At 59.8% G+C, this 20,041-nt stretch carries 20 protein-coding genes; 12 read left to right on the top strand and 8 right to left on the bottom strand.

Going from position 1 to position 20,041, the window contains the following annotated elements:
* Positions 1-32: 32 nt before the first annotated feature.
* Positions 33-842, top strand: a complete 810-nt coding sequence (dapB, locus tag GOW93_RS05125; protein ID WP_170382046.1) for a 4-hydroxy-tetrahydrodipicolinate reductase — start codon at positions 33-35, stop codon at positions 840-842.
* Between the two features lie 38 nt (positions 843-880).
* Positions 881-1,564, top strand: coding sequence for a DUF2306 domain-containing protein (locus tag GOW93_RS05120; protein WP_170382045.1), 684 nt, complete (start codon positions 881-883; stop codon positions 1,562-1,564).
* Here the strand turns inward: GOW93_RS05120 and GOW93_RS05115 are convergent.
* Genes GOW93_RS05115 through tmpA form a run of 3 tightly spaced genes read right to left on the bottom strand, consistent with a single transcriptional unit; the run spans position 1,551 to position 3,939 of the window.
* The gene (locus GOW93_RS05115; protein WP_170382044.1) at positions 1,551-2,219 is read right to left on the bottom strand and encodes an ureidoglycolate lyase; all 669 of its coding nucleotides are present in this window, start codon (positions 2,217-2,219) and stop codon (positions 1,551-1,553) included. The two genes, GOW93_RS05120 and GOW93_RS05115, sit on opposite strands and share 14 nt — an antisense overlap.
* Positions 2,216-2,806 (bottom strand): (R)-1-hydroxy-2-trimethylaminoethylphosphonate oxygenase, encoded by a 591-nt coding sequence (tmpB, locus tag GOW93_RS05110; protein ID WP_170382043.1) that lies wholly within the window; start codon positions 2,804-2,806, stop codon positions 2,216-2,218. Before tmpB ends, GOW93_RS05115 begins: the two co-directional genes overlap by 4 nt.
* Positions 2,803-3,939 (bottom strand): 2-trimethylaminoethylphosphonate dioxygenase, encoded by a 1,137-nt coding sequence (tmpA, locus tag GOW93_RS05105; RefSeq protein ID WP_170382042.1) that lies wholly within the window; start codon positions 3,937-3,939, stop codon positions 2,803-2,805. The genes tmpB and tmpA overlap by 4 nt, the downstream gene beginning before the upstream one ends.
* A 98-nt stretch (positions 3,940-4,037) precedes the next feature.
* On the opposite strand from tmpA, the gene GOW93_RS05100 reads away from it, so the two are divergent.
* Positions 4,038-4,895, top strand: coding sequence for a LysR family transcriptional regulator (locus GOW93_RS05100; protein WP_170382041.1), 858 nt, complete (start codon positions 4,038-4,040; stop codon positions 4,893-4,895).
* Between the two features lie 4 nt (positions 4,896-4,899).
* Here the strand turns inward: GOW93_RS05100 and GOW93_RS05095 are convergent, their stop codons facing one another.
* Positions 4,900-5,082, bottom strand: coding sequence for a DUF1674 domain-containing protein (locus GOW93_RS05095; protein WP_170382040.1), 183 nt, complete (start codon positions 5,080-5,082; stop codon positions 4,900-4,902).
* Between the two features lie 89 nt (positions 5,083-5,171).
* On the opposite strand from GOW93_RS05095, the gene GOW93_RS05090 reads away from it, so the two are divergent.
* From GOW93_RS05090 to GOW93_RS05060, 7 genes are all read left to right on the top strand, one after another.
* On the top strand, positions 5,172-6,428 hold the full coding sequence (locus GOW93_RS05090; RefSeq protein WP_170382039.1) for an RsmB/NOP family class I SAM-dependent RNA methyltransferase: 1,257 nt from the start codon (positions 5,172-5,174) through the stop codon (positions 6,426-6,428).
* A 90-nt stretch (positions 6,429-6,518) separates the two neighbouring features.
* Positions 6,519-8,258: a heparinase II/III family protein gene (locus tag GOW93_RS05085; protein ID WP_170382038.1), complete on the top strand. Its 1,740-nt coding sequence runs from the start codon at positions 6,519-6,521 to the stop codon at positions 8,256-8,258.
* Between the two features lie 22 nt (positions 8,259-8,280).
* Positions 8,281-9,870 (top strand): bifunctional phosphoribosylaminoimidazolecarboxamide formyltransferase/IMP cyclohydrolase, encoded by a 1,590-nt coding sequence (purH, locus tag GOW93_RS05080; protein ID WP_170382037.1) that lies wholly within the window; start codon positions 8,281-8,283, stop codon positions 9,868-9,870.
* On the top strand, positions 9,870-10,340 hold the full coding sequence (lspA, locus tag GOW93_RS05075) for a signal peptidase II (protein WP_170382036.1): 471 nt from the start codon (positions 9,870-9,872) through the stop codon (positions 10,338-10,340). Before purH ends, lspA begins: the two co-directional genes overlap by 1 nt.
* A gap of 50 nt (positions 10,341-10,390) precedes the next feature.
* Entirely contained in the window at positions 10,391-10,909 is a 519-nt protein-coding gene (locus tag GOW93_RS05070) for a DUF3035 domain-containing protein (protein ID WP_170382035.1), read from the top strand.
* An 82-nt stretch (positions 10,910-10,991) separates the two neighbouring features.
* A complete protein-coding gene (locus GOW93_RS05065) occupies positions 10,992-12,332 on the top strand; it encodes a M16 family metallopeptidase (protein WP_170382034.1) in 1,341 nt (446 codons plus the stop codon).
* On the top strand, positions 12,329-13,639 hold the full coding sequence (locus GOW93_RS05060) for a M16 family metallopeptidase (protein WP_170382033.1): 1,311 nt from the start codon (positions 12,329-12,331) through the stop codon (positions 13,637-13,639). The genes GOW93_RS05065 and GOW93_RS05060 overlap by 4 nt, the downstream gene beginning before the upstream one ends.
* Positions 13,640-13,660: 21 nt before the next feature.
* On the opposite strand, the gene GOW93_RS05055 is transcribed toward GOW93_RS05060, so the two are convergent.
* The 4 genes from GOW93_RS05055 to deoC are packed head-to-tail and all read right to left on the bottom strand — an operon-like array spanning position 13,661 to position 18,081.
* The gene (locus tag GOW93_RS05055; protein ID WP_170382032.1) at positions 13,661-14,476 is read right to left on the bottom strand and encodes an SDR family oxidoreductase; all 816 of its coding nucleotides are present in this window, start codon (positions 14,474-14,476) and stop codon (positions 13,661-13,663) included.
* A 10-nt stretch (positions 14,477-14,486) separates the two neighbouring features.
* Positions 14,487-14,675: a hypothetical protein gene (locus tag GOW93_RS05050; protein WP_170382031.1), complete on the bottom strand. Its 189-nt coding sequence runs from the start codon at positions 14,673-14,675 to the stop codon at positions 14,487-14,489.
* Between the two features lie 26 nt (positions 14,676-14,701).
* A complete protein-coding gene (locus GOW93_RS05045) occupies positions 14,702-17,035 on the bottom strand; it encodes an aldehyde dehydrogenase family protein (RefSeq protein ID WP_170382030.1) in 2,334 nt (777 codons plus the stop codon).
* Positions 17,036-17,082: 47 nt separating this feature from the next.
* On the bottom strand, positions 17,083-18,081 hold the full coding sequence (gene deoC / locus GOW93_RS05040; protein WP_170382029.1) for a deoxyribose-phosphate aldolase: 999 nt from the start codon (positions 18,079-18,081) through the stop codon (positions 17,083-17,085).
* 197 nt (positions 18,082-18,278) lie between these two features.
* Between deoC and GOW93_RS05035 the strand changes: the two genes are divergently transcribed.
* Together GOW93_RS05035 and GOW93_RS05030 are read left to right on the top strand one after the other, a co-directional pair.
* Positions 18,279-19,232: a metal ABC transporter solute-binding protein, Zn/Mn family gene (locus GOW93_RS05035; RefSeq protein ID WP_170382028.1), complete on the top strand. Its 954-nt coding sequence runs from the start codon at positions 18,279-18,281 to the stop codon at positions 19,230-19,232.
* A 3-nt stretch (positions 19,233-19,235) separates the two neighbouring features.
* Complete coding sequence (locus GOW93_RS05030; RefSeq protein WP_170382027.1) at positions 19,236-20,039, top strand: metal ABC transporter ATP-binding protein; 804 nt, start codon at positions 19,236-19,238, stop codon at positions 20,037-20,039.
* Positions 20,040-20,041 lie beyond the last annotated feature (2 nt).

Here is a 20,041-nt window from a genome sequence, read left to right as displayed (position 1 = left end):
TTGAGCCGACCAAATCGAAAAGGACCAGCGCAATGACCCATATTCCGGGGATCGTCATCACAGGGGCTTCGGGCCGTATGGGGCAGATGCTGATCAAAACCGTGACGGACAGTGACCAAGCCCGTTTGGTCGGCGTGGTTGAACGTGCGGGCCATGACTGGATCGGTCAGGACGTGGGCGAGGCAATGGGCGGTCAGGCGCTGGGCGTTACCGTGACCGATGACCCGCTGGAAGCCTTTGCGCAGGCGCAGGCTGTGATCGACTTCACCGCGCCCGAGGCGACGTTGGAGTTCGCCGCGCTGGCCGCGCAGGCCCGCTGTGTCCACGTGATCGGCACCACCGGCATGACCGACGAACAGATCGCGGCGCTGGAGCCTGCCTCGCGCCATGCGGTGATCGTGCGGGCCGGGAATATGAGCCTCGGCGTCAACCTGCTGGTGCAACTGACCAAAAAGGTCGCCGCTGCGCTGGATGAGGATTTCGACATCGAGGTGATCGAAGGCCACCATCACCACAAGGTCGATGCGCCCTCGGGGACCGCGCTGATGCTGGGTGAGGCCGCCGCCGAGGGGCGGGGGGTCAATCTAGCGGATGTGTCCGACCGCGGCCGCGACGGCATCACCGGTGCACGCCAACGCGGCAATATCGGTTTCCACGCCATTCGCGGTGGCGACATCGTCGGCGAACATGACGTTCTGTTCGCAGCACCAGGGGAACGTATTGTCTTGCGCCATCTGGCCACTGACCGCGCCATCTTTGCCCGCGGCGCCCTGAAGGCGGCGCTATGGGGACAGGGCAAAGCGCCTGGCCAGTATGACATGGTGGATGTGCTGGGCCTATAAGCCATAGACGGATCAACTCGGGGCGCTAAGGTTTGCTTATGCAGACCCTGAGATCTCGTGTGGCGTTCAGCCTGTTGCTGGTAGTGTTCTATCTGACGCTGATGCCTTTTGTGGTGCATGGCTTCGGCATGATCGGCATAGGATTGTCTGATGATGCCGCCCGGAACAGCTATTTATTCGCCGACGGCCAAAGTGTCGGCAACGCGGCTATGATGCTGCATATCCTGACCGGGACAATTCTGGTGGCTCTGGCGCCGCTGCAACTGATCAGAGGGATTCGGCAGAGATACAATCGACTTCATCGTGCGCTGGGCGGCGTGTTGATTGCGCTGGCGCTGATCACTGGGCTGGCCGGAATGACCTACATCCCACTGCGCGGAACCATTGGCGGGCCAGTGATGTCTGTGGCGTTTTTCCTCTATGGGCTGTGTCTTTTCACCTCGGCGCTGATGCTGGCGCGTATGGCGCGGACCAGGAACCGTGAAGGGCATTGGGCCTGGGGCTTGCGGCTGTTCTGGCTGGCATTGGGGTCGTGGCTCTACCGCCTGCACTACACGCTTTGGTATCTGCTGACCGGAGGGGTTGGATCAAAGTCCGATTTCTCGGGCCCTTTCGATCTTGTGCAGAATTTTGCTTTTTTCTTACCCTACTTGCTGGCGGTGCAGATCTGGATCATGCGCAACCGTTCCGTGCATCAGGGTGCGTTGGTTACAGGTCTTTGACCTTGTCCGCACGCAAAGGGCAGGCGAGGTAGACGCCAAACTCTTGGCCGATATCGGCGCTGACACGGGCATGAACCCGCCCCTGACGATCAAGGAAACGTTGATTGTCCTCAACCGGGAAAATCCCCTCGTGCCAGATGCCGGGGTGGATATAGAGCCCGCGTGAGCCGTCACACCAAAACGCCACCACTTTATCGGGCGTCAGATTATCACCGGGCAGGGCTGCAGGGACGATGAAGGGCTTATTGTCCAGTGGCCAGAACATCTGCCCGCCATCTGGATGATAGTTCATGTGCCACAGCAGGACCTGGTCGCGCCGTGCTGTCTGCTGCTCGGTTCGGGCCTGCTGCGGGTCGGCGGACCAGCCGAGGACGTAGTGCCCCTTGACCGCTTCGTTCTCGCCATAGAGAACATCGCCCTGCCAGTCGCATTTGAACGTACCCTCGACCCAGCCCGCTTCATCGCCGGTGCCCTCATCGATGGGGCGCCAGCCTTGCTGCGGCCAGCGCACGATCTCGATTTCGAAACTTTCGGGGTCATCCACCAGACAGCCATAACCTTTGACCGACTCGTCCGTGGCCCGGATCAAAGGTACCTCGTGCCAAGGCAGAGAAGGTTTTGAGCTGGCCTCAAAGATATATTCGGGCGCGTTCATGCCGCCCCCAGATGCCTGTCGACCATGCGCTGCACCATCGGTGCAAAATGGGCGAAATCAGGTGTTTCCATATCCGCGCGTTTACCGGCCTCGTCCAGATACCGCACCTGGATGATCTCTTTCAGGTTCGGGTTGGCCTCAAACTCGGCAACCTCCTCCGCGCTCATCGGGCCGCCCTGTAGTTCCAAAGTATGAACCGAGGCGGGGGACAAGCGGTTGAAATACTCCGGCTTGGTGGCGCAGAGATAGCGCTTGGCCGCGACGTGATAGCGACAGCAATCGGTGATCACCGAAGGGAAGAACTGCTCCAGCACCTCGGCGCCGGCATCCTCATGGTGGCGGTCTTCGGTATCGTCGGGGTGATAGGTGCCAAATTCCGAGGTGAAATGGCCAATGTCATGCAGCAACGCGCCGACGATGATCTCTTCTGGCTGGCCGTTCTGCTCGGCGATGGTCGCGCCTTGTAGCATGTGTTCGGCCATGGTGACCGGCTCGCCCAGATATTCCTCACCGCCGCGGCGCTCGAAGATATCGCCGATGAAAGCCACGATATTGTCCCGGTTCAGGGTCGAAAAATCGGGTTTCATTCCGCCGCCTCCGGTTGGGCCATTTCCATCGCGGCCAAAGTGGACAGCAAACCGTCCTTGTCGGCATAGCAACCCTGCAGCCAGCGTGAACCGGCACCGGAATAACCCAGCCGCGCGTGTAGAGCGCGGGTATTGTCGACGATAAAGCTTTCGCCCGGTTCCAGCTTGAATGATACACCCATTGCAGGGTCGTCGATGATTTCGCCCAGTTGCCGATAGGCGGCATAATAAGCCTCCATCTTGTCGAAGGGCACATCCACAAATGGGGCCGAGGACCGGTTGTTGAAGCGGATGCCAATCATCTCGCCATCCGGCGACAGTTCGATCATCGGTCGGCGGGAGCGCAGGCAGACGCCGTCTGAACCCTTGTATTCGAACCGCGCCGGATAGCCCGCTAGCAAGGCAAAACCTTCAGGGTTCTGTGCGCACAGTTTTTCCGCCGCGCGGAAGCCGTCGACGACAATGGAATCGCCGCCTTCTGCTGAGTTCTCCAGACAATAGAGGATCTGCAGCGTCGGCACCGGGTCGCGATAGGGGTTGTCGGTGTGCGCCTGCAGGCCAAGGCCGGTATAGGCGAGGTTGGTCGGGTTCACCTCGGTTCGCACCTCGAAATAGGGGCCATAGTTTGTCTCACGGACATAGCCGAACAGATCAGCCACTTTCAGCAGCGATTCCGGCTCGGTCGGGCCACGGGTCAGTTTGGCAAAGCCGAACTCGGCGACAGCGGCCAGCCAGTCACGCTTGGCGGCGGGTGAGGCGTGAACCTCATTCCAGTCACCGCTGGGCGCGTCAATGCCGCGTTCCCACGTGGTGATGCCGGGGGCGGTGCGGCCAAGATCGGCCGACGTGTCGCGATCATAGACATGATCGGCCAGCCAAGTGGCGGGGAAGGTTACGCACTTGTCTTCGGGCTGAAAGGTGACCTGCAGGTCGCCATTCACCAACTCGGCCGCGCTGACTGCGATATTAGTGGGAATGTCGCCGATAGTGATCAGGCGTTGGCCGTTACCGGGCGCGCGGGTGTCGGGATCCAACGCGTTGTCACGCAGCCAGATGGCGTGAAAGCGGGCCTGGGTGCCGGTATCGAATTCTACGGTCACAACCGAAGATTCATGAGTGACGTTGCGCAGCATGGGGGGTCTCCTGTTCGGCGCGGCTTTGGTTGAGCAGATACGCCCCTTATGGCATTACTACAATTAATCCTTATTTCGGCTGAGGCTCGGAAAATCTTATGGCTAAGAAGAAGATCGGATTGCCACCTTTGGACTGGCTGCGCGTGTTTGAGGCCGCCGGGCGGCTTGGCGGGTTCTCGGCCGCGGCGCGGGAATTCGGGCTGTCGCAGGCGGCGGTCAGCCAGCGGATCGGTAACCTTGAGGCATGGCTGGGCCGGACGCTGTTCGTGCGTGAGGCGCGGGGGGTGTCACTGACGGTTGAGGGCGAAAGTTATCTGCCGCTGGTTCAGGACAGCCTGCAGGCGCTTGAGCGCAACACCGAGGATCTGTTCGGCAAATCACCCCGGGAACTGCGTGTCGCGGGGTTGTCGTCGAACATTCATGCACTGGTACTGCCCGGCCTCGCTCGGTTTCAGGAAATGCGGCCCAAGGTACAGGTGATGACGGATTCCGTCGCGCGGCGATCGTCACTGGACGAAGAGCGGACATGGCTGCAAATCCGCTATGGTCGCGGGGCCTGGCCTGGCCGCGACGCTGCCCTTATCGCGCGCGAGGTTCTGGTGCCCATGGCCGCGCCGAGAGTGGAATGGGGTGCGCCACTGATTGACCTGCGTGGGGAACGGCCCGCATGGCGGGACTGGGCGCGCAAGACGGATCAGGGCGAATTGCCCGCGTCGTCGAAACTCAGCTTCGATTCGATGGAACACGCGATTTCGGCAGCGCGGAAGGGGATGGGGGTGGTGTTGGGATCGGTGCCTCTGGCCAATGCGGACTTACAATCCGGGCAGTTGCGTCGGTTGGATCTGCCCGCGTTGCAGACCAAGGATGGTTATTGGCTGACATGGCCCGAGGACAGGGCCAAATCGAAAAAGCAGCGTGCCCTGATTGCTGACTTTCTGCAGGCATTGCAGGGCTAAGCGATCAGAAATCGATCGCGATACCCTTCTTCTCCCAATCGCCATAGCGGGCTGGATCAGGTCCGTCGCGGCCACCCAATTCCTTTGGTAGATCCTTGGCTTCTGCCTTGGCTTTCTTGCGGCGTTCTTCAGCCTCGGCCAAGGCGCGCAGGGCGGCAGGGGGCAGGTCTTTGCTGTCGTCACTCATGACTTCGGGTTCCTTTCCGTGCAGGGGCTTGATATACGCCCGCGTCCGCTGTTGGCAATGCGGGCGAGGATTTATTCAAAGGCGATTCCATGTCCGACAACGCAACGGCGGCCCGACGCAGCGCGATTTATCTGCTGGATCAGATACTGGGTGAAGGACGGCTTTTGTCCGAATGTCTGGCCGCAGGCGCATTGGATCGTCTTGGACCAGAGGACCGGGCGCGGGCGCAACGTCTGACGTTGGAAACCCTGCGCGGGCTAGAGCGCGCCGACCGTCTGCTGGACAATCATCTGAACAGAACACCTGCGCTGACCGTGCACAACACCCTGCGCCTTGGCGCAGTTGAACTTTGTAATGGCGAAGCGGCGCATGGCGTCGTCAACTCGATGGTCGAAATCGTGGGCCGCTCGCGCAAGCATGGCCGCCTCAAGGGATTAGTGAACGCGGTGCTGCGCAAGGTGGCGGCAGAAGGGCCTGAGGCATGGCCGAAGATGCGCATTCCGCGCCTGCCCGAATGGCTGCGTGATCCGCTAGTCATGGCTTGGGGCAAAGAGGCTGTTGCAGGTATGGAGCAGGCCCATTTTGCCGCGGCTCCGTTGGATATTACGGTCAAGCCGGGCGCGGAAGGTCCTGGGCAGGTCCTGCCGACCGGATCAATGCGGTTGCGGGATGCGGGGCAGGTGTCGGCCCTGCCCGGCTATGACAAGGGCGATTGGTGGGTGCAGGATGCGGCAGCGGCCATACCGGTGCGTGTTCTGGCGCCGCAGGCCGGTGAAACCGTGCTGGACCTCTGCGCCGCGCCGGGAGGGAAGACTCTGCAACTGGCCGCCGCCGGGGCCCAGGTCACCGCACTGGATATCTCAGACTCTCGGCTGGAGCGGGTGCGCGAGAACCTCAATCGCACCGGTCTGAAGGCAAATGTCATAGCGGGCGACGCGCTCGAGCATCAGGGTATGTATGACGCGGTCCTGTTGGACGCGCCTTGTTCCGCCACCGGCACTATCCGCCGCCACCCCGATCTGCCGTTTGCCAAGGACGGTTCGGAATTCGGCGGGCTGATCGAATTGCAGGCCCAGATGCTGGCCCATGCATGGAACCTGCTGAAACCCGGTGGACGGCTGGTATATTGCACGTGTTCGCTGCTGCCCGATGAGGGTGAGGTGCAGATCGAAGAGGCGCTGGACCAGTTTCCGGATATGAGTATCAACCGCGATGCGTTGCTTGTGACCGGGGTCGAAGAAAGCTGGATCACCGAAGAAGGCGGCTTGCGCTTGCGGCCCGATTATTGGGCGGATCTTGGTGGTATGGACGGGTTCTATGTTGCCTGTCTGAACAAATCCGCGTGACGGCACGCTTTTCGGTGACTTGACGATCAACGCGGTCTATCGTTGGGTCTCAGGCGCCAGCAGAGCGCGAGAGGCAGAGTAACGAGCGTCATGTCGAACCCAGATACCATGACCAACCGGTGGACGCGGTTTCAGAACCGTCTTTATGCGCGTCTCAGCCAGCGGCGCAAGGCGGTTACCGGATTTGTTTCCGAGCCTGAGCCACGCACGGTTGGATCGTTCGCGCGCGGGCGGCAGTTGGTGGCGGGTAACCTGTTGTTCGCCGGATATCTGGTCGAGGCGCAAGACACCGAACTGTGGGATGTAGCTGCGCCCAGCGTTGGGTTTGACAATGAACGCCACGGCTTTGCCTGGTTGGACGACCTTGCCGCGGTCGGAGACGTGCGGGCACGGGAAAAGGCCCAACGTTGGGTCTGGGGTTGGATCGACGCGCATGGTCGCGGGCAGGGGGCAGGCTGGGCTCCGGATCTGACCGGTCGGCGCGTCATGCGCTGGATCAATCATGCCGTCTTTCTGCTGCGTGGCGCGGATGAAAATCAACGACAGGCATTCTTTCGTGCATTGGCGCAACAGACATGGTTCCTGTCCAAGCGCTGGCATGCGGCCACGCCGGGACTGCCTCGGTTCGAAGCTCTGGCCGGTCTGGTTCAGGCCGGATTAGCGCTGGAGGGGCTAGAGCAGATGGCTGATCCGGCGCTGCGTGCGCTGGCCAAGGAATGCGAAAGGCAGATCGACGCGCAAGGTGGGATTCCGACCCGCAACCCGGAAGAATTGCTTGAGGTTTTTACTTTGCTGTCATGGACCTCATCTGCGTTGGGCGACTTGGGGCGAGGGACGCCCGGAGCGCAGGCAGATGCCATTAAGCGTATGGCGCCGACCTTGCGCAGCCTGCGCCATTCTGACGGTGCGCTTGCGCGGTTCCATGGTGGCGGGCGCGGCGTTGAAGGCCGTCTGGACCAGGCGCTTGTTCAAAGCGGAGTTCGGCCACATCACGCCAAGGGCCTGGCGATGGGTTATGCCCGGCTTTATGCCGCGCGCACCAGCGTGATCGTGGATACCAGCGCACCACCAAAGGGCGCGGCGTCTTATAATGCCCATGCCTCGACCCTTGCGTTCGAGTTGACCTCGGGGCGGCGGCCACTGATCGTGAATTGCGGTTCGGGTGAAAGTTTCGGCATGGAATGGCGGCGGGCCGGACGGGCGACTCCGTCCCATTCGACGCTATGCCTGGACGGCTATTCCAGCGGTCGTTTGGCGACCGTGGCTGCCGGTACCGATTTTGAAGCACTGGTAGATGCACCTCAGGACGTTCCGACCGATGAAGAGGATGTGCACGAAGGTACTCGCTTTATGGCGGGGCATGACGGTTATGCCAAAACATTTGGCCTGACCCATGCTCGCACCTTTGAATTGCGGTTTGATGGGCGCGAGCTTGCGGGCGAAGATATCTTGCTGACCGCAACCGACAAGGCCAAGCGGCAGTTCGACAAGGCGATGGATGCCTCGGGGCTGAATGGCATTGGTTTCGATATACGATTTCACCTGCATCCCGACGTCGATGCAGCCATTGATTTGGGGGGCGCGGCGGTGTCGATGGCGCTCAAGAGCGGTGAGATCTGGGTTTTCCGTCATGATGGCGTGGGAAAATTAACAGTTGAACCAAGCGTTTATCTTGAAAAAGGCCGTTTAAAGCCACGCGCGACAAAACAGATCGTTCTATCCGGGCGCGCAATGGAGTATGCGACGCGCATCCGGTGGACGCTACGCAAGGCACAGGACACTGCCTATGCCGTACGTGATCTGCACCGGGACGAGCCCGAGTTTGACTGACGCCAAAAGGACCTTTGGACCCATGACCGATCTTCACCCCGTGCGCCGCGCGTTGCTTTCCGTTTCCGACAAGACCGGGCTGATTGAGCTGGGCAAGGCGCTGTCCGAGCGCGGCGTTGAACTGCTGTCGACCGGCGGTACGGCCAAGGCACTGCGTGATGCAGGGCTTGAGGTGAAGGATGTCAGTGAGGTCACCGGCTTCCCCGAAATGATGGATGGTCGCGTGAAAACTCTGCACCCGATGGTGCATGGCGGCCTTCTGGCCCTGCGCGACAACGACACCCATGTCGCCGCGATGGAAGAACACGGCATTGGCGCAATCGATCTGCTGGTGGTAAACCTCTATCCGTTCGAGGCGACCGTGTCCAAAGGCGCAGGCTATGACGAGTGCATCGAGAACATCGATATCGGTGGTCCGGCGATGATCCGCGCGGCTTCGAAAAACCATTCCTTTGTAAACGTGGTGGTGGATGTCGAGGATTACTCGTCGCTGCTGGATCAACTGGAAGAGAATTACGGTAAAACGTCCTATGGTTTCCGTCAGTGGTTGGCGCAGAAAGCTTATGCCCGCACCGCCGCCTATGACACCGCCGTTTCGAATTGGATGGCTGATGCGCTGCAGCTTGAGGCCCCCAAGCGTCGCGCCTTTGCGGGTGAGCTGAAGCAGACCCTGCGTTACGGTGAAAACAGCCACCAGCAGGCTGCGTTTTACACTGATGGCACCAACCGTCCCGGTGTTGCGACCGCTGTTCAGCATCAGGGCAAGGAACTGAGCTATAACAACATCAACGACACCGACGCGGCGTTCGAGCTGGTGGCCGAATTCGATCCGGCCAACACCGCAGCTTGCGCCATCATCAAGCACGCCAACCCTTGTGGCGTTGCCACGGGTGCAACGCTGATCGAGGCGTACAAAGCTGCGTTTGATTGCGACCGCACCTCGGCCTTTGGCGGTATCGTGGCGCTGAACCAGCCGCTGGACGCCGAAACCGCGCAAGAAATCACCGGCATCTTTACCGAGGTTGTGATTGCCCCCGGCGCCTCGGATGAGGCCAAGGCGATCTTCGCGGCCAAAAAGAACCTCCGACTGCTGACAACCGAAGCCCTGCCGGATGTGACCGCCGGTGGTAAAACCGTGCGTCAGGTGGCCGGTGGCTTGCTGGTACAGGATAAGGACAACGGCTTTGTCGGCATGGATGACCTGAAGGTCGTCACCAAGAAAGCCCCGACCGAGGAGCAAATGCGCGACCTGCTGTTTGCCTGGAAAGTTGCAAAGCACGTCAAATCCAACGCAATCGTTTATGTCAAAGACGGCGCAACCGTTGGCGTCGGTGCGGGCCAGATGAGCCGCGTGGATTCGGCTCTGATCGCCGCCAAGAAAGCTGAACGCATGGCCGATGTGCTTGGCTTGCCGCAGCCGCTGACCATCGGCTCGGCCGTGGCCTCGGACGCGTTCTTCCCTTTCCCTGACGGTCTGATGGAAGCAGCCGAGGCGGGCGCGACCTGTGTTATCCAGCCCGGCGGCTCGATGCGCGATGATGAGGTGATCGCGGCGGCGGATGAAGCGGGTCTTGCCATGGTCTTTACCGGCATGCGCCACTTCCGCCACTGATGCGCAAGCGCCTTCTGCTCTGGGCCGCGCTGGCTGCATTTCTGATCGACCAGATCAGCAAATATCTGGTCGTTCATGTGATGCGCGTGGCCGAGGGCAATATCGACGTGCTGCCGCCCCTGCTGGTGTTCAAGTATGGCGAGAATCGCGGCATTAATTTCGGCCTGTTTCAGGGCAATTCAGAAGCAGCGCGCTGGGTGTTGATCGGCATTTCGCTGGCGATCTCGATCGGAGTTCTGGTCTGGCTGATCCGCTCCATGCCATCGAAACTGATGCTGTTCTGCGGCGGGTTGCTGATTGGTGGTGCGCTGGCCAATGTGGTGGACCGGGTTCTGTACGGCTATGTTCTGGACTTCCTCAACATGTCCTGCTGCGGCATCAAAAACCCGTTTGTGTTCAATCTGGCGGATGTGTTCATCTTTGCGGGCGCTTTCGGACTTGTGTTCTTTGATGGCAAAAAGCCCTCGTGACCTGCTCGGGGAAATGGGATAAAAGCGCCTGAAACTGGCTGGAGACTCTGATGCGGTTGCCGCGTTCCATACTTGCTGTGACATTGGCCTTTGCGGTTGCCGGATGCTCGGATATCGGTCTGCGCCATCTGGAAGCCCCCGGTGATGGTCCGGATGAGTTCTCGGTCATGCCGGTGAAACCGTTGACCCAGCCCAAGGATTACAAATTCCTGCCCGCACCGACACCGGGCGGTGCAAACCTGACCGATCCGAACCCCAAGGCTGACGCAGTTGTTGCGCTGGGCGGAAATGAGGCAGCGTTGAACCCCAATACCGCTGTTCCATCTGGTGATGCAGCATTAGTAACGGCTTCCAGCCGCTATGGTGTGCCCAGCAACACACGTCAGGTCGTTGATACCGAGGATGCCGAATTCCGCAGAAAGCAGGGCCGTTGGACAAGGTTGCGCCTGTTCAAAGTCGACCGGTATGAGCAGGTCTATCAGCGCCAGGCGCTGAATGCCGACGCTCAGAACCAGGCGGCGCGGCGCGTGGGGCTTGAAACGCCATCTGCGCCTCCGGGAAATGAATAAATCTTAACTTTCCGTCATTGGCCTTGAACCTGCGCCGCACCACCGTAGTTTGAACAGCATCAAATGAAACGGAGGATGCCCCATGGTTCGGGCCCTGGCATTATCTGCCGCCCTGTTCGCCGCCACCCCTTTGATGGCCAAAGAAGGGCATGAGGCAGTTACAGCTTTCACGCTGGACAATGGCATGGATGTCGTGGTGATCGAGGATCACCGCGCACCGGTCGTGCAGCACATGGTCTGGTATCGCGCCGGATCGGCAGATGAGCCTGTGGGGTCGTCCGGTGTTGCGCATTTCCTGGAGCATCTGTTGTTCAAGGGTACCGATACGCTGGCACCGGGGGAGTTCTCGGCCACCGTGGCGGCCAATGGCGGTAATGACAACGCATTTACCTCTTACGACTACACCGCTTACTTTCAACGCGTCGCCGCCGATCGGTTGGAGTTGATGATGCGGATGGAAGCGGATCGTATGCGCAATATCCGCCTGACCGAAGAGGATATCGCTACCGAACGCGACGTGATCCTAGAAGAACGCAACCAGCGCACGGAAAACAGCCCACGCGCCCTGTTCGGCGAACAGATGAGCGCCGCGCAATACCTCAACCATCGTTATGGCGTGCCCATTATCGGCTGGCGGCACGAGATGGAGACGCTGGATATGGAGGACGCGCTGTCCTTCTACCAGACCCACTATGCGCCCAATAACGCCATTCTAGTGGTGACCGGAGATGTGGAGCCCGATGAGGTCAAAACACTGGCGGAACAGTATTATGGCGTCATCCCGGCCAACGCGGACCTGCCCGAACGGATTCGCTCGCAAGAGCCGCCACAGTCGGCTGAACGCCGTCTGACCTTCAAAGACCCGCGCGTTTCGCAGCCTTACGTGCAGCGCAGCTATCTGGCGCCCGAACGGGACGCAGGTGCGCAGGAAAAGGCCGCCGCACTGTACCTGCTGGCCGAATTGCTGGGGGGCAGTACGACGTCTTATTTGAACGAAAAGCTGCAGTTCGAGCAGCAAAAGGTCGTCTATGCCGGGGCTTTCTATCGCGGAGTGTCGCTGGACGACACAACCTTTGATCTGCTGGTCGTTCCGGCGCAGGGCGTGTCCCTGCAACAGGCCGAGGATGCAATGGATCAGGCGGTCGCAGATTTCATCGCCGAGGGTGTGAACGAAGAAGACCTCGACCGCATCAAGATGCAACTGCGCGCTGCCCAGACCTATGCCCGCGACAACGTGGATGGGATCGGCAATCGCTATGGCCGCGCTCTGACCAGCGGATTGACGGTCGAGGATGTACAGGCTTGGCCCGATATCGTGCAAGACGTCACGGGGGATGAGATCATTGCTGCCGCTCGTGAAGTTCTGCAACCCGAGGCATCCGTCACTGGCTGGTTGATGAAAGACGATGAGGTGACGCAATGAAACGCATCTTCGCAACCCTGATCGCCTTTGTCATCGCGCTGCCCGCCTGGGCCGAGATCGAAATCGAAGAGGTCACCTCACCCGGAGGCATCACTGTGTGGCTGGTCGAAGATCACTCGATCCCCTTCACGGCTTTGGAGCTGCGGTTTCGCGGCGGCACTTCTCTGGATGAACCCGGCAAACGCGGGGCTGTCTATCTGATGAGCGGGCTGATCGAAGAAGGCGCGGGAGAGATGGATGCCCGCACCTATGCGCGAGAGCTAGAATCTTTGGCGGCGTCGTTCCGGTACAATGCGTCCGATGACTCGGTTTCGATTTCAGCGCAATTCCTGACCGAAAACCGCGATGAAGTGATCGACCTGCTTCGCACCACGATTCATGAGCCCAGATTTGATGAGGACGCTGTAGACCGCGTGAAGGCGCAGGTTCTGTCCGGCTTGCGCTCGGACCAGACCAACCCCAATGACATTGCCGGGCGCAACTTTGCACGGATGGCCTATGGCGATCACCCTTACGGGACCGAAGGCAAGGGCTCGATCGAAAGTGTCTCTGCTCTGACCCGGGATGATGTGGTCACCGCCTATGACAATGTGTTTGCGAAGGATCGTCTCTATGTCGGCGCCGTGGGTGATATCACCGCCGACGAGCTGGGTGTGCTGTTGGACAGGCTGTTGGCCGATCTGCCTGAAACAGGAAAACCGATTCCGGACCGTGCTGATGTGACCATATCTGGTGGTGTCAGCGTGGTTGAATTCGACACGCCGCAATCGGTGGCCTTGTTCGGGCATGCCGGTATCGACCGCGACGACCCGGACTTTTTCGCCGCCTACATTCTGAACCACATTCTTGGCGGCGGAGGTTTCGAAAGCCGCCTGATGCAGGAAGTGCGCGAGAAACGTGGCCTGACATACGGTGTTGCCACCTATCTGGTGCCCAAGGATTTGGCCTCGGTCTATCTTGGGTCGGTCTCATCGGCAAATGACCGCATTGCGGAAGCGGTCGAGGTGATCCGTGACGAATGGGCCCGCGCTGCGACAGAAGGCGTGACGCAGAAAGAGTTGGACGACGCCAAGACCTACCTGACCGGAGCCTATCCATTGCGCTTTGATGGCAACGGTCAGATCGCCGGGATCATGGTCGGAATGCAGATGGAGAACTTGCCGATCGACTACATCGCCACCCGCAATGACAAGGTGAACGCGGTGACTCTGGACGAGGTGAACCGTGTGGCCAGCGAATTGCTGGACCCCGAGGGGTTGCATTTCACCGTTGTCGGCAAACCCGAAGGTTTGGAAACCACAAACTGATCAAAGGGGGCTGAGCGCGTCTCAGCCCTTTTTTCCCGCTGCGCTGCGTAACATCTGCCCCATCATCTGGCCAAATTTGCCCGAGCCGCGCTGATACAGCGCGCCATCCACAGACAGAACCGTACCGCTGATATAGCTTGCCATATCCGAACTGAGAAACAAGCAGGCATTCGCCACGTCCTGTGTGTTCCCCCAACGCCCCAGCGGCACGTCGCGGCGCAGCTCCTCATGAGCGTTTTCCGTCGGGGCCAGACGCCGCGCACCTTCGGTGCCTTCGATAAATCCCGGTACGACCGAGTTCACACGGATACCCTCGACCCCCCATTCCATCGACAAGGTGCGGGTGATCTGATCGACACCTGCCTTGGCCGCGCAGACATGGGCCTGCCCTTCGTAAGGTAGAAACGCCTGCGGGGCCGAGATGTTAATGATGCTGGCTCCGGGGCGTTTGAGATAGGGGTAGGCCCCTTTCATCACATGGACCGTGCCCATCAGGTCGATATCGATCACGGTCTTGAACGCGTTGACCGACATCTCGGCCGCAAGTGCGGGGAAGTTGCCCGCCGCGCCTGAAACCAACACATCGAAATCGCCGAACGCGTCGTGGAATTGTTTCAGACCTTCAGCGACGGCCTGAGCATCGCGGACGTCAAAGGCCGCGCCGATCACTTCGGCTGCGCCTGCATCTTTCAGCGCGGCAAGCGTGTCGTCCACCTTGTCTTGCGACCGGCTGGCAACGGCCAGTTTAGCCCCCGAGGCCGCAAAGGCCTCGGCAATGCCGCGGTTAATGCCACTGGTACCGCCAATAACGATGACGGTTTGTCCCGAAAAATCCATAGGAGCCTCCCTATTCTCGCCCTTCCGGATTGCCGATGTTTTCTGGACCAACCGCACTACGTGTTTCTTCAAGCATCGGAAGTACAAGAGTTTCGAAATTGGCCATCAAAAAGCCCATTCCTGCGGTGGAGAGAACCAGAGACAGAACAACAAGAAAACCGAGTGATCTCTTAGCGTTCTTACCAACTGGCAATACCAAGACACTTTCCTCCTGAAGTCGGTGCCCTATTCGCCGTAGGGCACCCAGATGTTTTTCACTTCTGTCGCAGCCTGGAGGAAGCGGCGGGAATGGTCCATGCTCCAATCAAATGCCGTCGCGTTATTGACCCAAGTTCGTTTCAGGTTTCCGGCGGAAACGACCTCGATCTCTTTTGACAGGTCAGTGGATGAGAACGACCAGACTGCATCAACGTTCAGATGCGAGGCCAGCGGTTTCGCCAGTTCCGCATGGCTGCCGGTCAGGATGTTGACCACACCTGCGGGCACGTCCGAGGTTTCGAGGATTTGGTAGAAATCCGTCGCTGCCAGCGGATAGGGCTCGCTTGCCGCCAGCACCACCCGGTTGCCCATCGCAATCGCAGGTGCCATGGCTGAAACCAGCCCCAGCAGCGGTGCCTCATCCGCGCAGAGCGCGCCGATGACACCCACGGACTCCTTCATAGCAATGGCAACGCCACGGATCGGAACACCGTGTACCTGACCGTCATATTTGTCGGCCCAGGCGGCGGCGGTGAAAAGGCGCTGGATCGAGGCGTCGACCTCTTTCGCGCCGTCCTTCTTGCCGGTCATAGCATCGATGCGCGCCGCGAACTCGTCCGCACGGGCCGATAGGTTTTCACCAATGTAATACAGGATTTGCGCCCGCAGATGACCGGTGGTCTTGGCCCAGCTCTTGGCCCCCGCCGCAGCCTCAACCGCGTTGCGCACGTCCTTGCGGTTGGCAAGGCCGACATGACCCAGAAGGCCGGATTTGCCCCAGACCGGTTTCGAATACCCCCCATCGGGCCGTGCCTGCTTGCCGCCGACATACATCTTGGAAGTGCGGTCGATCGGATCGACCGGAGCACCTTCGCCCATGATCGCCTCGACCTTGGCCAGAGGCTTTGCCTTGCCTTTGGGTTTGGTATAGGCCGTCAGCCCTTCCCATCCGCCTTCACGGCCAAATCCGCTTTCGCGCACCCCGCCGAACCCGGCAGCCGCATCGAACAGATTGGTGGCGTTCACCCAGACCACGCCCGCAACCAGCTTGGGCGCGATATCCAACGCGAGGTTCACATTCTCGGTCCAGACCGTCGCGGCCAGACCGTAACGGGTGTTGTTGGCCAGCTCGACTGCCTCGTCCGGCGTGCGGAAGGTCGAAGACACAAGAACCGGGCCGAAGATCTCTTCCTGCATCAGCGGATCGGATGTTTCGAGGCCCGAGATCAGCGTAGGCGGGTAGTAGCAGCCGTTTTCGGGCAACTCACAGGCGGCCTGATGGACGTGACCAACCGTATTGCTTTCGACCATAGCCTTGATGGTTTGCAGCTGAAGCGGATCTACAACCGCGCCCACGTCGATGCATTTGTCCAGCGGATCGCCGACGCGCAGATTGTCCATTCGTGCACGCAGTTTTTCGTGGAAACGGTCGGCGATGCCCTCCTGCACCAGAAGGCGTGAGCCCGCGCAGCAGACCTGACCCTGATTGAACCAGATCGCATCGACCAGACCTTCAATGGCGCTGTCGATATCGGCGTCGTCGAACACGATGTATGCGGACTTTCCACCCAGCTCCAACGTCAGTTCTTTGCCCGAACCTGCGGTCGCCTCACGAATGCGCCGCCCCACAACGGTCGAGCCGGTAAAGGCGATCTTGTCCACGTCAGCGGCCACGATCATCTCACCCACCGAACCGTCGCCCGTGACGATATTGACCACGCCCTTCGGCAGCCCGGCTTGCGAGCAGATGTCAGCAAACAGCAGCGCTGTCAGAGAAGTGTACTCGGCCGGTTTCAGAACCACCGTGTTGCCCATCGCGATCGCAGGCGCGATTTTCCATGCCAGCATCAGCAGCGGGAAATTCCACGGGATGATTTGTCCGCATACCCCCAACGCCTCTACGTCAGGCAATTCGCTTTCCATCAACTGCGCCATGCCTGCGTGGTAATAGAAATGCCGCTGCGCCAGAGGTATGTCGATGTCGCGCGATTCACGGATCGGCTTGCCGTTATCAAGACTTTCCAGCACCGCAGCCAAGCGCGCATGCTTCTGCAGCAGGCGCGCAATCGCATAGAGATACCGTGCGCGGCCAGCGCCGCCCAGCTTTTCCCAATTTGGCTGCGCCTTGCGTGCTGCAGCGACGGCTGCGTCCACGTCGGCTTGTTTGGCCTGGGTCAGATTGGCCAGAACTTCTCCGGTTGCAGGGTTGCGACTGTCAAACCCTTTGCCCGGCTTAGTGAAGGTACCATCAATATAGTGGCCGAATTTGTCGCCCTGATCGACCAGCCAGGCCAACGCCTCGGCAGCGCTTTCGGGGGCAGGGCCGTAATCCATGGTCTCGAAGATCTCTTTGACTGTCATAACTTCATCTTTTCCCAAATACTCACTGTCCAGACATATCCACGGGCTCAGCCCATCGAATGCCTGTACCCAGCCGAGTAAGCCCCAGTCACATAATGTTCCAATTGCCGCTCAATATCGCCCAGCAGCGATGACGCACCAAAGCGGAACAGGTCCGGCTCCAGCCAGCGGTCGCCCAACTCGTCCTTGATCAGCGACAGGTAGACCAGCGCGTCTTTGGCCTTTGAGATGCCGCCGGCAGGCTTATAGCCGACGCGATACCCGGTGCGGTCATAATAATCGCGGATCGCGCGGATCATCACAAGGCTAACGGGCAGGGTGGCATTGACGCTCTCCTTGCCGGTCGAGGTTTTGATGAAATCTGCCCCCGCCATCATGCAAACCAGCGAGGCACGCGCGACATTGCGCAGGCTGCCCAGCTCTCCGGTGGCGAGGATGGCTTTAACATGGGCATCGCCACAGGCCACACGGAAGGCCTTCATTTCGTCATACAAAGCCTGCCAGTCACCCGACAGTACGTGACGTCGCGAGATGACGATGTCGATCTCTTCGGCCCCGGCCTTCACGCTTTCCTCGATTTCCGCCACGCGCAGGTGGAAGGGGGACAAACCAGCAGGGAAGCCGGTCGACACGGCAGCCACCGGGATACCGGTGCCTTCAAGCGCGTTTACAGCGGTCTCAATCATGTCGTGATAAACACAAACGGCTCCGGTGGTAATCGGAGGCATTTCCAACGCCTGCAAGGTTGAAGACGCAACCGGCTGGCGTGCCTTGGCGCACAAGCGGCGCACGCGGCCCACGGTATCGTCGCCTGACAGGGTAGTCAGGTCGATCATGGTGATCGCCTTGAGCAGCCAAGCCGCCTGATACTCTTTCTTCACCGACCGTCGACCGGGCAGGGTCGCCGCACGGCGTTCAATGGCCGAGGTGTTGGCCTGCACGGCGCTCACCCAGTCGAGGTCCAGCTCCATGCCCGGGTTTCGGGGTTCGGTCACTTGCGGCAGATGCGCGGTGCGCACGGGGCTTTCTGAGCTCTGCGTATCCATAGTCACGTCCTTTGGGAGGTTTGCGCCAAAATCGCACGGGTTACGCGTAAATGGAAGGCATAGCGCGGGTGAGCAAGTCATTTTTTGACCAAATGGACAAAATAAGCGCTTTCTTGCGAATAATTCGCAATTGCGTTGACTTAGTTGCGAATGGTTCGCATATTCATTCTGAACTGGACATGGATTCGGAGTCTCACATGATTCGCCGCAGCTTTTTTGCAGCACTGACTTTTGTTGTTGCTTTGCCTTTGACGGTCTGGGCCGAGGCGCCTTTGAAAGTGGTCGCCTCCACGGGTATGATCGCTGACGCGGCGCGTCAGGTCGGTGGCGATCAGGTTGAGGTGCAGGGTCTAATGGGCCCCGGCGTCGACCCGCACGCCTATCGTCAGACCCGTAGCGATATCGTTGCCATGACCCGTGCAGACCTGATCCTCTGGCATGGCCTTTATCTGGAAGCGCAGATGGAGGACTTCTTCCACGATCTGGGCCGCAAGCGCACCGTCGTGGCCGTGGCCGAGAGCGTCGACAAATCCAAGTTGCGTGCTCATGACGACTATGCCGACAAATTCGATCCACATGTGTGGATGAGCCCGGCCCTGTGGCGCGATGTGGTGGTCGAAGTGCAAAAAGCGCTGACCGAAGCGCGGCCAGAGGCTGCTGACATCTTCAATACCAACGCACAGGCGCATTTGGCCGAGATCGACCAGTTGGAAGCTTACGCCAAACAAGCGCTGGTTGCTGTGCCGGAAAACAACCGCATTCTAGTCACCGCGCATGATGCCTTTGGCTATTTTGGTGCGGATTACGGCTATGAGGTGATGGGTATCCAGGGCATCTCGACCCAGTCCGAAGCCGGTCTTAATCGGATCGGAGAGCTGGTGGACACGCTGGTTGACAAGCAATTGAAAGCCGTGTTCGTGGAGAGCTCGGTTTCCGACCGCTCGATGCGCGCGCTGATCGAAGGGGCCGCAGCCAAGGGTCATGAAGTAGGCGTCGGTGGTGAGCTGTATTCGGATGCCATGGGAGAACCCGGCACCTATGAAGGCACCTATATCGGCATGCTGGATCACAACATCACCGTCATCGCCGGTGCATTGGGTGCAGAAGTGCCAGATCGCGGTATGAATGGCAGATTGTCGGCGGGGTTTTGAGTGATGCTGGAGCTGGCCGCTGATCAGGGTGTTTCAATTTCCGAGCACAGCTTGGACGACAGCCCCTTGGCCATTCGTGGTCTGACCGTATCTTACGGCCAGAAACCGGCAGTATTTTCGGTGGACATGACGGTACAGACTGGCGCGATGACGGCGATCATCGGCCCCAACGGGGCGGGGAAATCGACCTTGCTCAAGGCCGCTTTAGGGATTGTGTCGCCGTTATCGGGGAAAGTCACCGTCTATGGCAAACCGCTGGATCAGCAACGTGCCCGGATTGCCTATGTGCCACAGCGTGCCAGTGTGGATTGGGATTTCCCGACACGCGTGATCGACGTGGTGCTGATGGGACTGTCACGGCAACTTGGTCTGCTGGGCCGTATCCGCGCCCGGCACATGGCGCAGGCGATGGATTGTTTGAACCGCGTCGGCATGCATGATTTCGCAGATCGTCAGATAGGCCAACTTTCCGGTGGTCAGCAGCAACGCGTTTTCCTGGCCCGCGCTTTGGCGCAAGAGGCTGATCTGTATCTGCTGGATGAACCTTTTGCCGGCGTTGACGCGGCCACGGAAAAAGCCATCATCGCCGTGCTGAAATCGTTGAAAGAGGCGGGCAAGACCGTCGTTGTCGTGCATCATGATCTGGCCACCGTTACCGATTATTTCGACCACGTGTTCCTGATCAACACACGCAAAGTGGCCGAAGGCCCAGTGGCCGAGGCATTTACTGCCGAAACCCTGCAGTCTGCGTACGGAGGCCGTTTGGCAACCGCGCAGATCGACCAGATTTCGCGCGCGTTGGGGTGATC

This window comes from Ruegeria atlantica (assembly GCF_013032455.1).
Lineage (GTDB): Bacteria > Pseudomonadota > Alphaproteobacteria > Rhodobacterales > Rhodobacteraceae > Ruegeria > Ruegeria atlantica_B.
This window is presented reverse-complemented; position numbering and strand designations above follow the sequence as displayed.